General features: G+C 63.6%; 16 protein-coding genes. 10 read left to right on the top strand and 6 right to left on the bottom strand.

From position 1 onward, the window contains the following. The first annotated feature begins 36 nt into the window (after positions 1-36). Together uraD and uraH are read left to right on the top strand one after the other, a co-directional pair. Positions 37-555 (top strand): 2-oxo-4-hydroxy-4-carboxy-5-ureidoimidazoline decarboxylase, encoded by a 519-nt coding sequence (gene uraD / locus GVK32_RS05840; RefSeq protein ID WP_159867035.1) that lies wholly within the window; start codon positions 37-39, stop codon positions 553-555. Beyond that, positions 552-878, top strand: coding sequence for a hydroxyisourate hydrolase (gene uraH / locus GVK32_RS05835; protein WP_159867032.1), 327 nt, complete (start codon positions 552-554; stop codon positions 876-878). The genes uraD and uraH overlap by 4 nt, the downstream gene beginning before the upstream one ends. Before the next feature lie 26 nt (positions 879-904). Here uraH and guaD read toward each other — a convergent pair whose 3' ends face one another. Then, positions 905-2230 carry a guanine deaminase gene (gene guaD / locus GVK32_RS05830; protein WP_159867029.1) on the bottom strand — a complete coding sequence of 442 codons (1326 nt, stop codon included), beginning with the start codon at positions 2228-2230 and terminating at the stop codon, positions 905-907. Between the two features lie 109 nt (positions 2231-2339). After that, positions 2340-3839 carry an NCS1 family nucleobase:cation symporter-1 gene (locus GVK32_RS05825; protein ID WP_159867026.1) on the bottom strand — a complete coding sequence of 500 codons (1500 nt, stop codon included), beginning with the start codon at positions 3837-3839 and terminating at the stop codon, positions 2340-2342. A 143-nt stretch (positions 3840-3982) separates the two neighbouring features. On the opposite strand from GVK32_RS05825, the gene GVK32_RS05820 reads away from it, so the two are divergent. Genes GVK32_RS05820 through puuE form a run of 3 tightly spaced genes read left to right on the top strand, consistent with a single transcriptional unit; the run spans position 3983 to position 6405 of the window. Further along, positions 3983-4699 (top strand): GntR family transcriptional regulator, encoded by a 717-nt coding sequence (locus GVK32_RS05820; RefSeq protein ID WP_159867023.1) that lies wholly within the window; start codon positions 3983-3985, stop codon positions 4697-4699. Beyond that, a complete protein-coding gene (gene hpxA / locus GVK32_RS05815; RefSeq protein WP_159867020.1) occupies positions 4699-5436 on the top strand; it encodes an allantoin racemase in 738 nt (245 codons plus the stop codon). Before GVK32_RS05820 ends, hpxA begins: the two co-directional genes overlap by 1 nt. 24 nt (positions 5437-5460) lie before the next feature. Further along, positions 5461-6405, top strand: a complete 945-nt coding sequence (gene puuE / locus GVK32_RS05810; protein WP_159867017.1) for an allantoinase PuuE — start codon at positions 5461-5463, stop codon at positions 6403-6405. A gap of 51 nt (positions 6406-6456) precedes the next feature. Here puuE and hpxZ read toward each other — a convergent pair whose 3' ends face one another. From hpxZ to hpxW, 4 genes are read right to left on the bottom strand one after another with little or no spacing between them, the layout of a single operon-like run. Next, positions 6457-6843 (bottom strand): oxalurate catabolism protein HpxZ, encoded by a 387-nt coding sequence (gene hpxZ / locus GVK32_RS05805; RefSeq protein ID WP_041144880.1) that lies wholly within the window; start codon positions 6841-6843, stop codon positions 6457-6459. Continuing rightward, positions 6840-8237, bottom strand: a complete 1398-nt coding sequence (locus GVK32_RS05800) for an AtzE family amidohydrolase (protein WP_159867014.1) — start codon at positions 8235-8237, stop codon at positions 6840-6842. Before GVK32_RS05800 ends, hpxZ begins: the two co-directional genes overlap by 4 nt. Beyond that, complete coding sequence (hpxX, locus tag GVK32_RS05795; protein WP_159867011.1) at positions 8234-8422, bottom strand: oxalurate catabolism protein HpxX; 189 nt, start codon at positions 8420-8422, stop codon at positions 8234-8236. Before hpxX ends, GVK32_RS05800 begins: the two co-directional genes overlap by 4 nt. Before the next feature lie 9 nt (positions 8423-8431). After that, on the bottom strand, positions 8432-10015 hold the full coding sequence (gene hpxW / locus GVK32_RS05790) for an oxamate amidohydrolase (protein WP_159867008.1): 1584 nt from the start codon (positions 10013-10015) through the stop codon (positions 8432-8434). A 251-nt stretch (positions 10016-10266) separates the two neighbouring features. Here hpxW and hpxU point away from each other — a divergent pair, with 251 nt between their 5' ends. From hpxU to GVK32_RS05765, 5 genes are all read left to right on the top strand, one after another. Then, on the top strand, positions 10267-11106 hold the full coding sequence (gene hpxU, locus GVK32_RS05785) for a MurR/RpiR family transcriptional regulator HpxU (RefSeq protein ID WP_159867005.1): 840 nt from the start codon (positions 10267-10269) through the stop codon (positions 11104-11106). A 214-nt stretch (positions 11107-11320) separates the two neighbouring features. Beyond that, positions 11321-12106 (top strand): transporter substrate-binding domain-containing protein, encoded by a 786-nt coding sequence (locus tag GVK32_RS05780; RefSeq protein WP_123707365.1) that lies wholly within the window; start codon positions 11321-11323, stop codon positions 12104-12106. Between the two features lie 9 nt (positions 12107-12115). Beyond that, on the top strand, positions 12116-12781 hold the full coding sequence (locus GVK32_RS05775) for an amino acid ABC transporter permease (RefSeq protein ID WP_159867002.1): 666 nt from the start codon (positions 12116-12118) through the stop codon (positions 12779-12781). After that, on the top strand, positions 12781-13437 hold the full coding sequence (locus GVK32_RS05770) for an amino acid ABC transporter permease (RefSeq protein WP_185022506.1): 657 nt from the start codon (positions 12781-12783) through the stop codon (positions 13435-13437). The genes GVK32_RS05775 and GVK32_RS05770 overlap by 1 nt, the downstream gene beginning before the upstream one ends. Continuing rightward, complete coding sequence (locus GVK32_RS05765; RefSeq protein ID WP_159866999.1) at positions 13418-14155, top strand: amino acid ABC transporter ATP-binding protein; 738 nt, start codon at positions 13418-13420, stop codon at positions 14153-14155. Before GVK32_RS05770 ends, GVK32_RS05765 begins: the two co-directional genes overlap by 20 nt. Positions 14156-14172 lie beyond the last annotated feature (17 nt).

Below are 14172 nucleotides of genomic sequence, written 5' to 3'. Positions count from 1 at the left end.
CGGGCCGCATGGCCGTTTGGTATAAGGAGCGACAACATGTCCGAAGTGGCCGCGACGATCGCGATTGAGGACTTTAACCGGCTGGACGACGAGGCGGCCCACGGCCTGCTGCAGCCCTGCGTGGCGATCCCCGACTGGGCGACGGTGCTGGTGCGGGGCCGTCCCTATCCTGACCTTGCCGCGCTGCTGGCCGCCGCGAAGGAGGCCGCGCAGCGCTGGGGAGAGGCCGATCTGGATCGGGCGCTGAGCGCCCATCCGCGCATTGGTGAAAAACCGGCCGGAGAGCGGGGCCACGCCGCGCTGTCGCGGCACGAGCAGGCGGCCATCAACGATGAAGATGCGCCTCTTGCCCAGGCGCTGAAAGCGGGCAACGCCCGCTACGAAGCCCGCTTCGGGCGGGTCTTCCTGATCCGCGCCAAAGGCCGCAGCGGGGAAGAGATCCTGCAGGCGCTGACGCAGCGGCTGAACCACGACGAGGCGGAAGAGACGCGGGTGGCGCTGGCGCAGCTGCGCGAAATTACCTTATTAAGACTGACGGGAGTCATAGGCGAATGAATACGTTGAGTACCCATATTCTCGATATCTCCAGCGGCAAGCCCGCGCAGGGCGTGGCGGTGAACCTGCTGCTGGGCGGGCAAACTATCGCCAGCGGCCTGACCGATGAGCAGGGCCGTATTGCGCTACTGGCGCCCGGTATGCTGATTGCCGGGCGCTATCGGCTGGTGGCGGAGATTGGCGACTGGTTTTCGCGCGACGGGCGGGAAACGCTCTACCTCAGTGCGCAGATCGATTTTGCGATCGCCGAAGACGCCGATGAGCACTTCCACCTGCCGTTTTTGATTGCCCCCGGCGGCTGGTCGACCTATCGGGGGAGCTAATTTTGCGCTCTGGCCCGGCCCGGGCGTCAGCCATGCTGGTGCCAGACGCGCTCGCCGTTGACCCAGGTCTCGCTGATATTGCGCTCGTCGCCGAGAGTCATCAGCACAAACAGCTGCTCGTAGATATCTTTGCAGCGTCCGATTCGTAGCCGCTGTAAAGGGGTGGCGGCCGGGTCGATAACCACGAAGTCGGCCTCTTTTCCCGGCTCGAAGTTGCCAATTTTATCATCAAGGCGCAGGGCGTGCGCGCCGCCGAGCGTGGCGTGGTAAAAGGCCTCGCAGGCGGGCAGGCGATAGCTCTGTAGCTGGGCAACTTTATAGGCTTCCCCTAGCGTGCGCAGCATGCTGAAGGTGGTTCCCGCCCCCACGTCGGTGCCGATGCCGATCCGCACCCGCTGCTGCCAGCTGGCGGGCAGACGAAACAGGCCGCTGCCGAGGAACAGATTTGAGGTCGGGCAGAAGGCCAGCGCGGAGCCGGTTTCGTGCAGGCAGCGCCACTCGGCGTCGGCGAGGTGAATGCCGTGCGCAAATACGCTGCGCTCGCCGGTCAGCCGGTAGTGGTGATAGACGTCGAGATAGTGCTCATGCTCCGGCCACAGGCTTTTCACCCACGCGACCTCGCTGAGATTTTCGCTCAGATGGGTGTGCAGCCAGGTATCCGGAAACTCCTCCCGCAGCTGCTGAATGGCCGACAGCAGCTCCGGCGTGGAGGTGGGGGCAAAGCGCGGGGTAATGGCGTAGCCCAGGCGCCCGCGGTGGTGCCAGCGCTGGATCAGCTCACGGGTTTGCCGGTAGCTTTGTTCCGCCGTTTCCGTCAGGTATTCCGGCGCGTGGCGGTCCATCATCACCTTCCCGGCGAGAATGCGCATATTCAGGCGCAGCGCTTCGCTAAACAGCGCATCGACGGACTCGGGATGCAGGGTGCAGAACACCAGCGCGGTGGTGGTGCCGTGGCTGAGCAGCTGGTTGACAAAAAAGCGGGCGATCTCCGTGCTATAGGCCTCGTCCGCGAACTGGCTTTCGACCGGGAAGGTGTAGGTGGTTAACCACTCCAGCAGCTGTTCGCCGTAGGCACCAATCATCTCCGTTTGCGGATAGTGGACGTGGGCGTCGATAAAGCCCGGCAGCAGCAGCCTGCCGCGCAGGTCGGTGTATCCCTTGTGCGGATGGAGAAACTGCTCTCCTTCCTGCCACGGCAGCAGCGTCTGGATCGTGCCGTTCTCAATAAACAGCAGGCCATCGGCAAGATAGCGCGCGTGGCGGGCGATATCGTCGGCGCCGTCGGCGACCCGGGCGATATCAAAAAATGCCCCGCGAATTGCAGCATCGTACGACTTGATGGTTTCCGCCATGTTGGCTCCCTGTTGAATCGCGCATTGAGCAAGATCTAAAGCAATATTAATGCCAGCCGTTGCGGTTGAGGAATACGCCGCGCCGGCGGGCGCGGCCAGAGAGGGGAAACTACTCTTTCTGCGCCACGGCGCGGGCGTCATAGCGCGCGGCGGCGGAGACGGTGACGCGATCGTCGCGGGCAATCCAGCGGTAGGCGGCGCCGCTCAGGAAGACGCCGATAAACCAGCTGAAGTTGGCGACCTCATGCAGGGCGGGGATAAAGCTGATAACCAAACCGATGGCCACGGAGGGCACCAGCGCGGCGATGGCCTTCGGGTTAAAGCCGTTGCGATACCAGTATTGTCCTTTCGGCGTATCGTCAAACAGATCGTCCACCGAGATTTTCCCGCGCTTGATCAGGTAGAAGTCGACCAGCAGAATGCCGAACAGCGGGCCGATAAACGCCCCCAGCACGTCGAGGGTGTAGTGAATAAGCTCCGGGGAGTTAAACAGGTTCCACGGGGTGAGCAGGATTGAACCCACCGCGGCGATCATCCCCCCGGTACGGAAGCTGATTTTCTGCGGCGAGCAGTTGGAGAAGTCGAAGGCCGGGGAGACGAAGTTGGCGACAATGTTGATCCCGATGGTCGCGGTGATCATCGTCAGCAGGCCGATGGCCACCGCCAGGTCGTTGCCTACGCGGCTTACGGTTTCAATCGGGTCGGTTATCATGCGCCCGAACAGCGACTGCGTCCCGGAGACAATCACCACGGTAACGATAGAGAACAACAGGAAGTTAAACGGCAGGCCCCAGCGGTTGCCGCGGCGGATTTCACCCATGCTTTTGCCATAGCGCGAGAAGTCGCCAAAGTTAAGCAGTGGGCCGGAGAAGTAGGAGACCACCAGAGCGGTCGCGGTGATCATCTGCCAGGTTTGCTCCCCGGCGCTCAGCGACTTGCTGGCGAGGGTAAAGGAGATCCCATCGAAGCCGGTCTTGTATACAATCCAGCCCGCCAGCGCCAGCATCACTACGTAGACCGCCGGACCGGCGATATCAATAAAGCGCTTGATGGCGCTCATCCCGTGCCAGAACACCATCGCCTGCAGCAGCCACATGGTGGCGAAGCACAGCCAGCCAAGATGCGACAGCCCGAGGAAGCTGCTCGCGGTGAGCGTCGCCAGCGACGGCCAGAACTTTAGCACCACCAGCATCAGCGCGTTGGCGGCCAGATAGGTCTGGATCCCGTACCAGGCAAAGGCGATAAGCCCGCGGATCACCGCCGGAATATTGGCGCCGAAGACGCCAAACGCCTGGCGGCAGATCACCGCATAGGGCACGCCCGCCATCTGGCTGGGTCGGGCCACCAGGTTGGCGCACAGCTGAACGATACAGATGCCGACCAGCAGGCACAGCAGCACCTGCCAGCTGGCTAAGCCCAGGGTAAAGAAACTCGCCGCCACGACATAGCCCCCCATGCTATGCACATCCGACATCCAGAAGGAAAAGATGTTGTACCAGCTCCAGTTCTGGTCGCGCGTTGGCGCCAGATCCTCGTTGCACAGCCGTGGACTGTAGCCGGCGCTGGAGCCCGCGGCCTTAACCTGATGCGTATTTTGTGAATGTGGCATGAAACCTGCTCCTCTTGATGAAACCCCTGAATATGGATTGCTGAGGCTGTTGCAGGAATTAGGCCAAAATAGTTAATCTTGTATGCAATATTTAATTTTTATGTATACAGTTTGATGTCGAAACGTGAATACGGAGCCGGTTAATGAGTTACGAAAATCGTCTGCACGCCGCGCCAGGCCTGCAGGACAAGGATGAAGCCATCTATCAGGCGCTGATGACCGCCATCGTTGAACACCAGCTGCCGCCGGGCAGCAAGCTGCCGGAAGAGGCGCTGGCGGAGGTCTTTGGCGTCAGCCGCACGGGGATCCGCAAGGTGCTGCAGCGACTCGCCGCTGTGCAAATGGTCACCCTGACGCCCAAGCGTGGTGCACAGGTTGCCAGCCCCACGGAAGAAGAGGCGCGGGAGATCTTCCGCACCCGAGAGCTGCTGGAGGTCGCCAATCTGCCCGACGTGCTGGCCCGCTGCCAGCCGCCGCATCTGGCGGCGCTGGAGGCGATTATTCGCCAGGAGCAGCAGGCGCATGAGGCCTGCAACGGTCCGGCAGCGATCCGCTACTCCGCCGAATTTCATATTCAGCTGCAGGCGATCTCCGCCAACCAGGTGCTTACCGAGATGGTCACGCGCCTGAGCCAGCGCTCGTCATTAGCCGTTGCGGCATGGGGCTCGCCGTGGCGACAGGGCTGCCGCTGCGACGACCACGGGCAGCTGATCGGGCTGCTGCGCGCCGGGGAGCTGCAGCCGCTGAGCGCGGCGCTGACCCACCACTTTGCCCATATCGTTGCCAGCCTGCGCTTTGATACCGCGGGCGTTTCCCTGCCCGATTTCGCCCGGCTGTTTGCCAGCTACAAGGAGTCGTAATGTCCTCTGTTTGTATACAAGTGATTAATCCCAACACCAGCCGCGCCATGACCGAGACCATCGGCGCCGCCGCGCGAGCGGCGGCCGCGCCGGGGACCGAGATTGTGGCGGTCTGCCCGACGGAGGGCGTACCTTCCATCGAAGGGCACTTCGATGAAGCCATCGCCGCGGTCGGCGTGCTCGAACAAATTAAGGCCGGGCGTCAGCAGGGCGTCTCGGGTCACGTGATCGCCTGTTTTGGCGATCCGGGGCTGCTGGCGGCGCGCGAGCTGGCGCAGGGGCCGGTTATCGGCATCGCCGAAGCGGCGATGCATATGGCGACGCTGGTCGCCACCCGCTTTTCCATCGTCACCACGCTGCCGCGCACGCTGATTATCGCCCGCCACCTGCTGCATCAGTATGGCTTCTACCACCACTGCGCCGGGCTGCACGCTATCGATCTGCCGGTGCTGGCGCTGGAAGACGGCAGCGGGCGGGCGCAGGAGCAGGTACGTCAGCGCTGCGTTCAGGCGCTGAAGGAGGACGGCTGCGGGGCGATTGTGCTGGGCTGCGGCGGGATGGCGACGCTGGCGCAGGAGCTCACTCGCGAGCTGCGCGTGCCGGTCATCGACGGCGTCAGCGCGGCGGTAAAAATGGTCGAGTCGCTGGTGGCGCTCGGCCTGTCGACCAGCAAGCAGGGCGACCTGGCTTTCCCGGAAGCGAAAAATTTAGGCGGCAGGTTTCAGTCATTTAACTGATGGTGATGAATAAAGAGGTGGGAGATGGGTCAGCAGTCAGCGCTTTTTAATCAGGATTATCCTCGCGATCTGCGCGGCTATGCCGGCCAGACGCCGCGCTCGCCGTGGCCGCAGAATGCGCGTATCGCCGTACAGTTTGTTTTAAATTATGAAGAGGGGGCGGAAAACCACGTCCTGCACGGCGACGCGGGCTCCGAGCAGTTTCTCTCCGACATTATCGGTGCGGCCAGCTACCCTGACCGACATATGTCGATGGACTCGCTGTACGAGTACGGCAGCCGCGCCGGGTTCTGGCGCATTCATCGCGAGTTCAGCCAGCGCGGGCTGCCGCTGACTGTGTTCGGCGTGGCGATGGCGCTGGCGCGGCATCCGGATATCGTGGCGGCGATCAAAGACGCCAACTACGACGTGGTCAGCCACGGCTGGCGCTGGATCCACTATCAGCATATGGATATCGAGACCGAGCGCGCGCATCTGCAGCAGGCGGTGCAGGTGTTAACCGATCTGTTCGGCAGGCCGCCCACCGGCTGGTACACCGGGCGCGACAGCCCCAACACTCGCCGGCTGGTGGTCGAGCACGGCGGCTTTGATTACGACAGCGACTACTACGGCGACGATCTGCCGTTTTGGGTCGAGGTGCCGTGCGGCGACGGTTCGCGCAGGCCGCACCTGATCGTGCCCTATACCCTCGATACCAACGACATGCGTTTTGCCACCGCGCAGGGGTTCAATACCGCGGAGCAGTTTTATACCTACCTCAAAGATAGCTTTGATGTGCTGTATGAAGAGGGGCGCGAGGCGCCGAAGATGATGTCTATCGGCATGCACTGCCGCCTGCTGGGCCGGCCGGGACGCTTTCGGGCCCTGCAGCGCTTCCTTGATTACGTCCAGCAGCATGAGCAGGTGTGGGTCTGCACCCGCCAGCAGATTGCCGACCGCTGGCGCGAGGCGTATCCGTTTCGTCGCTAGCCGATAGCCGGGCCGGAGTTCGCTCCGGTCCGGCTACGGCGGCCGCGTTCGCTAGCTCATCAGGCTCACCTGGGCGGCGACGATGCGCCAGCCGAAGGGAAAGCGCACCCAGGTCTGCTGCTGGCGGCCCACGCGATCGCTACCCTCGCGGGTGAACTCGGTGCTGCACACCGCGTAATCCTCGCCGAAGCTGACGATCACCGTGTGGCGCAGCTCGCGCTGGAGTCCGGCCGCCGGGCGCGCGGCGCGAAAAGCGCGGATCTCGTCGGCGCCGTAGAGATTCTCCCCGGCGCCGAGGCGCACCGTGCGTTTGTCCTCCCAGAACAGCTCGTCGAGCACCGCGACGTTATTGCTGACCAGCGCTTCTTCATAGCGATAAAAGGCGGCCGTGACCTCGGCCAGAACGCGAGGCCGGTTAATATTGTCCTGATCGATCATGCTATTACCTCCGCAGGGCTGGCATCGGTGAGCCCCATCTCTTCCAGTACGCGTGCCGCCCGCAGGCAGGCCTGTTCATTAAACGGGGCGGCGATCAGCTGCAGGCCAATCGGCCGCCCGGTGGCGCTGCGCAGCGGTACCGTGGTGACCGGCAGGCCCACGAAGGAGATGGGTTGGGTGAGCATCCCCATACTGGCGCGTACCGGCAGCTGCTGGCCGTTGATCTCCATGGTCTGCTCGCCGACGAGCGTGGCGCTGCACGGCGTTGCCGGCGCGATCAGAATATCGGCGTGGACAAACAGCGCCTGAAACGCCCGCTGGGCGTGGCGGCGAAAGCGCTGGGCCTGAATATACCAGTTGGCCGGGACCATCGCCCCGGCCAGCAGCCGCTCCCGGGAGTGGGGCTCGAAGCGCTCCGGCTCGCGGCGCAGGGCAGGCAGGTAGTGGTTGCCGCCTTCGGAGGCGCTGATGATAAACGCCGCCGAGCGGGAGAGCTCGGCCTCGGGGAACAGTAGCTCCTCGCGGGCGTCGAGCGCCTGCGCTACCCGGGCGACGGCGGCGCGGGCGTCGTCATCGCACCAGCGGCTGAAATAGCCGCCGAGCACCGCACAGCGCAGGCCTTCGAGACCGCGTGGCAGCAGGTTGCTGGTGCGCTCGCTGGCCTTATCGGCCTGGAAACCGTCGCCGGGATCGCGCCCCTGCAGCGCATCGTAGACCGCGGCGAGGTCGCCGACGCTGCGGGCGAGGGGGCCGATGTGGTCGAGGCTGGCAACAAACGGATGGCTGCCGGATCGCGACAGGCGGCCAAAGGTCGGCTTGAGGCCAAAAATACCGCATAAGGAGGCCGGTACGCGGATGGAGCCGTTGGTATCGCTGCCCAGCGCGAACTGCACCAGCCCGGCCGCTACCGCCGCCGCCGAACCGCCGGACGAGCCGCCGGCGATGCGCGCCAGGTCGTGCGGGTTACGCGTCGCGCCGTAGTGGCTATTTTCGGTGGTAAAGCCGTAGGCGTAGGCGTCCATATTCAGCATCCCTGACAGCAGCCCGCCCGCGGCGTGGAGCTGGCGCAGCGCCCAGCCGTCGGCCGTGGCGGGGGCGCGTTCGCTAAACAGCCGGGCGCCGGCGAGGGTGGTCTGTCCGGAGACATCGAACAGATTCTTTACCGCGTAGGGGACGCCGGCCAGCGGCGGCAGCGGCTGCTTGCCCCGGCGCAGGGTATCAATGCTGTCCGCTTCGGCCAGCATTCGCGCTTCCGTCACCGTGGTCCAGGCGTTGATGTGCGGGTTGACCCGCGCAATGTCGTCGAGGGTCCGGCGGGCGATCTCCCGGGCGCTGAGATCCCCGGTCTGCAGGGCGCGCTGGATCTCGCTAATCGTCATTTGGTTAAGCGTCATGCTTTATACACTCCGGCGATTTCCAGGCGTTCGTCGAGGGGGAAGGCCATCAGCGGTTCGGCCATGGCGGCGATGCGGCTGAACTGCAGCTGAAGCTCGGCGCGGCGGGCTTCATCCAGCTCCAGGCCGAGGATCTGCTCCATTTGTGCCAGGTACGTGCTCCAGTCGAGCGTCACTTTTTGCATGCTGAACTCCTAATAACCGGCGGCTGAGCCGTTGCTGCGCGGATCGGATGCCCCTTCGAAGAGGCCATTTGGATGACGGACGATGGCGCCGGCGTGGCCCATGGCCTCGCTGAAATCGTCCAGCACTTCGACCTCATGCCCCAGTGCCCGCAGGCGGGCGACGCTCTGCGGCGTAAAGCGACCCTCCAGCTTCAGCGAATCGGAGGTTTGTCCCCAGGTGCGGCCCAGCAGCCAGCGCGGCCGGGCGATGCTCTCCTGCAGCGGCACACCCTGCAGGATGTAGCGGGTAAAGAGGGCGGCCTGAGTTTGCGGCTGGCCGTCGCCGCCCATCGAGCCGTACACCATCACCCGGCCGTCGCTGAGGCGGGCCGCCGCCGGATTAAGGGTATGGAACGGCTGCTTGCCGGGGGCCAGCGCCAGAAGATGTTGCGGATCGAGGCTGAACGAGGCGCCGCGGTTCTGCCAGACGATCCCGCTCTCCGGCAGCACCACGCCGCTGCCGAACTCGTGGTAGATACTCTGAATAAAGGAGACCGCCAGCCCGCTGTCATCCATGACCCCCATCCATACGGTATCGCCGGGGCCTTTGCCGGCGCCCCATGGGGCGGCCTGCTGGTTGCTGACCTGCTCAGCCAGCGCCTGCAGCGCCGCCGGTTCCAGCAGGCTCTGAATATCAACATCGAGGTGGCGCGGGTCGGTGATATGGGCGTCGCGCAGGCTAAAGGCTAGCTTGGTGGCCTCAACGATGCGGTGGACGGTCATCGCCTCGTCGGCCTCGGCCATCGCCAGGCGGTCGGTAATACCGAGAATGGCCAGCGATACCAGCCCCTGCGTCGGCGGCGCGAGGTTCCACAGCTCGCCGTGCTGATGGGTCAGTTTTAGCGGCGCAGGGCGGCGGGCGCGGTGCTGGCGGAGATCGTCGAGGGTGATGGGCAGTCCGTACTGCGCCATGCCCTCGGCCAGGGTTTCGGCCAGCGGGCCGCGATAGAAGCTGTCCAGCCCTTCGTTGACCAGTCGCCTGAGGGTATTGGCCAGCGCGGGCTGGCGAAAGCGGCTGCCGGCAACCGGCGGTCGGCCGTCGACCAGAAAGGTTTCGGCAAATCCCGGCAGCGAACGGAGTTCGGCAAACTTGCCGGCGGTGGCGCTGGCCTGGGATTCGGTGACCGGGATCCCGTCGCTGGCGTAGCCGATAGCGTCTTTCAGCAGACGCGCCAGCGGCAGCGTCTTGCCGCTCAGGGAGTGCGATACCCGGAGCGCTTCGTCCCAGCCGCTGACGGTGCCGGCGACGGTCAGCGCGGCGCGCGGGCCACGGTGCGGGATCTGCTTGAGGTCGGAATAGGCCTCCAGCGTCGCCCGCGAGCCCGCCGCGCCGCTGGCGTCGATGGCGATCGGTTCCCCTTCCGGCGGCACAATAAGCCAGAAGCCGTCGCCGCCGAGGCCGTTCATATGGGGGTAAACCACGGCGATAGTGGCCGCCGCGGCGACCATTGCTTCGATTGCGCTTCCGCCTTCGCGCAGCACGGCAAGCGCGCTTTGGCTGGCCAGGTGATGGGGGGCGACCGCCATCCCCCGGGTGGATACATGACTGTGCATTCGTTGTCCTCGTGACGCGATGTATTCTTTCAGAGTGCAAAAGCCGTTCCACTTCTGAACCCAAAGTTTCATTCCCTGCTGTCGGCGTTTTTTGCCGGAGTGGCACGCATCGTGTAAGGAAGGGTATTCAAGGTCATGCGCGCCGCGGGCCGGGTATCAACGGCGACAACAGCGCGAGACGCATCGCCAGCGCATAGGCAACGCGGAGTATGACGGGTATAGTGCGATGAAACAAAAGTTACAGGGGGCTTATGCAACAGCTTGATGAACGACTCAAAGGGCAGTACGCCGCCCTGTCGCCCCAGGAGCAGCGGGTGGCGGATTTTATTTTCGATCATTTTGATGACCTGATCAGCTACAACAGCGCCGAGCTGGCGCAGCTGAGCGGGGTGTCGAAAGCGACGGTGAGCCGCCTGTTCAAGCGGCTGGGATACGAGAAGTATAAGGATATGCGCGACGAGCTGCGCACTCTGCGCCAGAGCGGGATGCCGCTGACCGATAACCGCGACGCGGTGCAGGGAAACACGCTGCTGGCGCGCCATTATAAGCAGGAGATGGCCAATCTGACCCAGTGGGTCAACGCCCTCGACGCGCGCCAGTTTGCCGAAGCGATTAACGCGATGGTGAGCGCCGAACGGGTGGTCATCGTCGGCATGCGCAACGCCTATCCGGCGGCGCTGCACCTGCGCCAGCAGCTGCTGCAGGCGCGCGGTCAGGTGCAGGTGCTGCCCCAGCCGGGGCAAAGTCTGAGCGAGGAGCTGGTGGATCTGTCGGCCAGGGACGTGGTGGTGGTGATGGCCTTTCGCCGCCGTCCGCGCCTTATTCGGCCGCTGCTGCAGCAGCTCCAGGCCAGCGGCGTGCCGGTGCTGCTGATGTGCGAGCCGCAGGCGCACGGCCTGTTTCCGCTGGCGCGCTGGCAGCTCTGCGCACCGCTCGATAGCGTTTCGGCCTACGATAGCTACGCCTCGGTCAACAGCCTGATCAACCTGCTGGCCAACGCTTTTCTGCATGAGATCCTCGATAAGGGCCGCCCGCGCATTCACGATATCGCCACCCTTTATCAGCAGCTGGACGAGCTCGAGCAGCGATAATGGGGCGTCAGTCTGGTGCTTTGCATTATTTTAGTGCGGGCTTCCGGCGGTGAGAGAAGGCGAAATTGCCGCGCATTCTCTCTCTCTTCCTTGTTTCATCACTCTTTTATGGCGTCTTTTGCCTCGGCAGCGGCGTGGCCTATATCTGGCACATTAGTTGCAGAAGTTTATTTAAAGAATCTTTTGTTTCATACTAACGTAACGGGTAAACATCATGAAAAAACTGTTGATCGCACTGGCCGGGGCCGCCTGTCTGTTTACGCAAATGAGCGCGGCCAGAGCCGACCAACTGCAGGATATCGAAAAGCGCGGCGTTATCCGTATCGCGGTGCCGCAGGATTTCCCGCCGTTTGGCTCGGTGGGCACCGATCTCCAGCCCCAGGGTTATGACATCGATATGGCGCGCTACCTGGCGAAGCAGATGAAGCTCAAGCTGCAGCTGGTACCGGTAACCAGCGCCAACCGGGTACCCTATCTGCAGACCGATAAGGTCGATCTGGTGATCTCCAGCCTCGGCAAGAATGCGGAGCGCGAGAAGGTGATTGCGTTCAGCCGCGCCTACGCGCCGTTCTTCCTCGGCGTCTTCGGGCCGAAGGGGGCCGAGCTGAAGGATGCGGCGGCGCTGAGCGGGAAAACCGTCGGCGTTACCCGCGGCGCGGTTGAGGATATGGTGCTGAGCGATCTGGCGCCGAAAGAGGCGCAGATCAAGCGCTACGAGGATAACAACACCACGCTGTCAGCCTACCTCTCAGGGCAGGTGCAGTACCTGGCGACCGGCAACCTCGTGGTGGCGGCTATCTCCCGGCAAAATGCGCAGAAGGCGCCGGTACCGAGCTTTATGCTGAAAGATTCGCCGTGCTTTATCGGCCTGAAAAAGAACGAGCCGGCGCTGAAGGAGAAGGTGGACGCGCTGATTGAGCAGGGAGTTAAGGACGGCACGCTCAACGCGCTGTCGCAGCAGTGGCTGAAAGCGCCGCTGCCCGCAGGCTTTGGCGCATAGGGTCTGCGAATGACGGAGCAACTTCATTTTTCTGAGCTCTGGCCGCACTGGCCAGAGCTGCTGTCGGGGCTGTGGGTTACCGTGCAGCTGACGGTGCTGGCGACGGCGGGCGGCCTGGCGATAGGCATTTTCGGCGCCGCCATTCGCAGCGGGCGGGCGACCTGGTTCAGCCGCATCTGGGGCGGCTACGTGGAGCTGATCCGCAATACGCCGTTCGTGGTGCAGCTGTTTTTTATCGTCTTTGGCCTGCCCAACCTGGGCTTAAAGATGACCGCCGGTGAAGCCGCGCTGCTGGCGATGGTGATCAACCTCGGGGCCTACAGTACCGAGATCGTGCGCGCCGGGATTCAGGTGACCCCCAGGGGGCAGTGGGAGGCCGGGCGCGTGCTGGGGCTGAGCCGCACGCAGACCTTTATTCAGGTGGTTCTGCCGCCGGCGCTGCAGCGGATTTATCCGGCGCTGGTGAGCCAGTGCATCATCGTGATGCTGGGATCGTCGGTGGTTTCGCAGGTTTCCTATGAGGAGCTGACCTTCGCGGCGAACCTGATCCAGTCGCGAACCTTCCTCAGCTTTGAGGTCTATCTGGTCACCACGGGGATCTACCTGGTGCTGTCGATAACAATGCGTCAGCTGCTGATGGCAGCGGGGCGAAAATGGCTGGGAGTACGGGCATGATGGCCACCTTTACCGACTGGGACATTATCCGCAATCTGCTGCTGGCCGGGCGCTGGACGGTGCTGCTGTCGCTGGTGGCGTTTCTCGGCGGCGCGCTGGTGACGCTCCCGCTGCTGCTGCTGCGCCTCACCGGCGGCCGCCAGGTCAGGCGGCTGATCCGCGGCTACGTTGAGCTGTTCCAGGGAACGCCGCTATTAATGCAGCTGTTCCTCGCCTTCTTCGGCGTGGCGCTGTTTGGCATCGACGTCTCGCCGTGGACCGCCGCGTCGATGGCGCTGACCTTCTATACCAGCGCCTTTTTACTCGATATCTGGTTTGGCAGCATCCGCGCGCTGCCGAAAGGGCAGTGGGAGGCCTCGCGCTGCCTGGGGCTGAGCTTCACCCAAACGCTGTGCCGGGTCGTTGCGCCCCAGGCGCTGCGCATCGCCATCGCCCCGACGGTGGGCTTCGCGGTGCAGGTGGTGAAAGGCACCGCCCTGGCGTCGATTATCGGCTTCGTCGAGCTGACCAAGGCCGGCACGATGCTGACCAACGTCACCTACCAGCCGTTTAAGGTCTTTGCGCTGGTGGCGCTGGGCTACTTCATTCTGTGCTACCCGCTGTCCCGCTACAGCCGCTATCTGGAGAACAAATTCAATGCCTCTCATCACCATTAATCAGATGCAGAAGTACTACGGCGACAACCACGTGCTCAAAGGCGTCGATCTGGATATCGATATGGGCGAAGTTATCTCGATTATCGGCCGCAGCGGGTCGGGGAAAAGCACGCTGCTGCGCTGCATCAATGGCCTGGAAGGGTATCAGGACGGCAGCATTAAGCTCGGCGGGATGACCATCACCGACCGCGATTCGCAGGCCCGCGAGATCAGCCGCTCCGTCGGGATGGTGTTCCAGAACTTTAATCTGTTCCCGCATATGACGGCGCTGGAAAACGTGATGCTGGCCCCGCGGCGGGTGTTGAAAAAGAGCGCCTCCGAGTGCCGCGAGCTGGCGCGGCAGATGCTGGAAAAAGTGGGGCTCGGCGACCGGTTGGACTACTATCCGGCCAATCTGTCCGGCGGCCAGCAGCAGCGGGTGGCGATTGCCCGGGCGCTGGCGATGTCGCCGAAGGTCCTGCTCTGCGACGAGATAACCTCGGCGCTGGACCCCGAGCTGGTTGGCGAAGTGCTCAAGGTTCTTGAGCAACTGGCCGCCGAGGGAATGACGCTGATCCTCGTGACCCATGAAATGAATTTTGCCCGTGAAGTGGGCGACCGCGTGGTGTTTATGCATCAGGGGCGCGTCTGGGAGCAGGGCGACAGCAAGACGCTGTTCGCCAACCCGCAGACCCTCGAGCTGAAGCAGTTTATCTCCTCCGTGCGCGGTCTCAGCTAGGAGCCTGGTCGCCAGGC

The organism is Klebsiella sp. 18074 (assembly GCF_902705905.1).
Taxonomy (GTDB): Bacteria; Pseudomonadota; Gammaproteobacteria; order Enterobacterales; family Enterobacteriaceae; genus Klebsiella; species Klebsiella terrigena.
The sequence above is the reverse complement of the archived record's forward strand: the minus strand, read 5'-3'. Positions and strand labels throughout refer to the sequence as shown.

Coding starts and splice junctions, on each gene's coding strand:
- uraD (WP_159867035.1), top strand. CDS start 37: ATGTCCGAAGTGGCCGCGACGATCGCGATTGAGGACTTTAACCGGCTG.
- uraH (WP_159867032.1), top strand. CDS start 552: ATGAATACGTTGAGTACCCATATTCTCGATATCTCCAGCGGCAAGCCC.
- guaD (WP_159867029.1), bottom strand. CDS start 2,230: ATGGCGGAAACCATCAAGTCGTACGATGCTGCAATTCGCGGGGCATTT.
- GVK32_RS05825 (WP_159867026.1), bottom strand. CDS start 3,839: ATGCCACATTCACAAAATACGCATCAGGTTAAGGCCGCGGGCTCCAGC.
- GVK32_RS05820 (WP_159867023.1), top strand. CDS start 3,983: ATGAGTTACGAAAATCGTCTGCACGCCGCGCCAGGCCTGCAGGACAAG.
- hpxA (WP_159867020.1), top strand. CDS start 4,699: ATGTCCTCTGTTTGTATACAAGTGATTAATCCCAACACCAGCCGCGCC.
- puuE (WP_159867017.1), top strand. CDS start 5,461: ATGGGTCAGCAGTCAGCGCTTTTTAATCAGGATTATCCTCGCGATCTG.
- hpxZ (WP_041144880.1), bottom strand. CDS start 6,843: ATGATCGATCAGGACAATATTAACCGGCCTCGCGTTCTGGCCGAGGTC.
- GVK32_RS05800 (WP_159867014.1), bottom strand. CDS start 8,237: ATGACGCTTAACCAAATGACGATTAGCGAGATCCAGCGCGCCCTGCAG.
- hpxX (WP_159867011.1), bottom strand. CDS start 8,422: ATGCAAAAAGTGACGCTCGACTGGAGCACGTACCTGGCACAAATGGAG.
- hpxW (WP_159867008.1), bottom strand. CDS start 10,015: ATGCACAGTCATGTATCCACCCGGGGGATGGCGGTCGCCCCCCATCAC.
- hpxU (WP_159867005.1), top strand. CDS start 10,267: ATGCAACAGCTTGATGAACGACTCAAAGGGCAGTACGCCGCCCTGTCG.
- GVK32_RS05780 (WP_123707365.1), top strand. CDS start 11,321: ATGAAAAAACTGTTGATCGCACTGGCCGGGGCCGCCTGTCTGTTTACG.
- GVK32_RS05775 (WP_159867002.1), top strand. CDS start 12,116: ATGACGGAGCAACTTCATTTTTCTGAGCTCTGGCCGCACTGGCCAGAG.
- GVK32_RS05770 (WP_185022506.1), top strand. CDS start 12,781: ATGGCCACCTTTACCGACTGGGACATTATCCGCAATCTGCTGCTGGCC.
- GVK32_RS05765 (WP_159866999.1), top strand. CDS start 13,418: ATGCCTCTCATCACCATTAATCAGATGCAGAAGTACTACGGCGACAAC.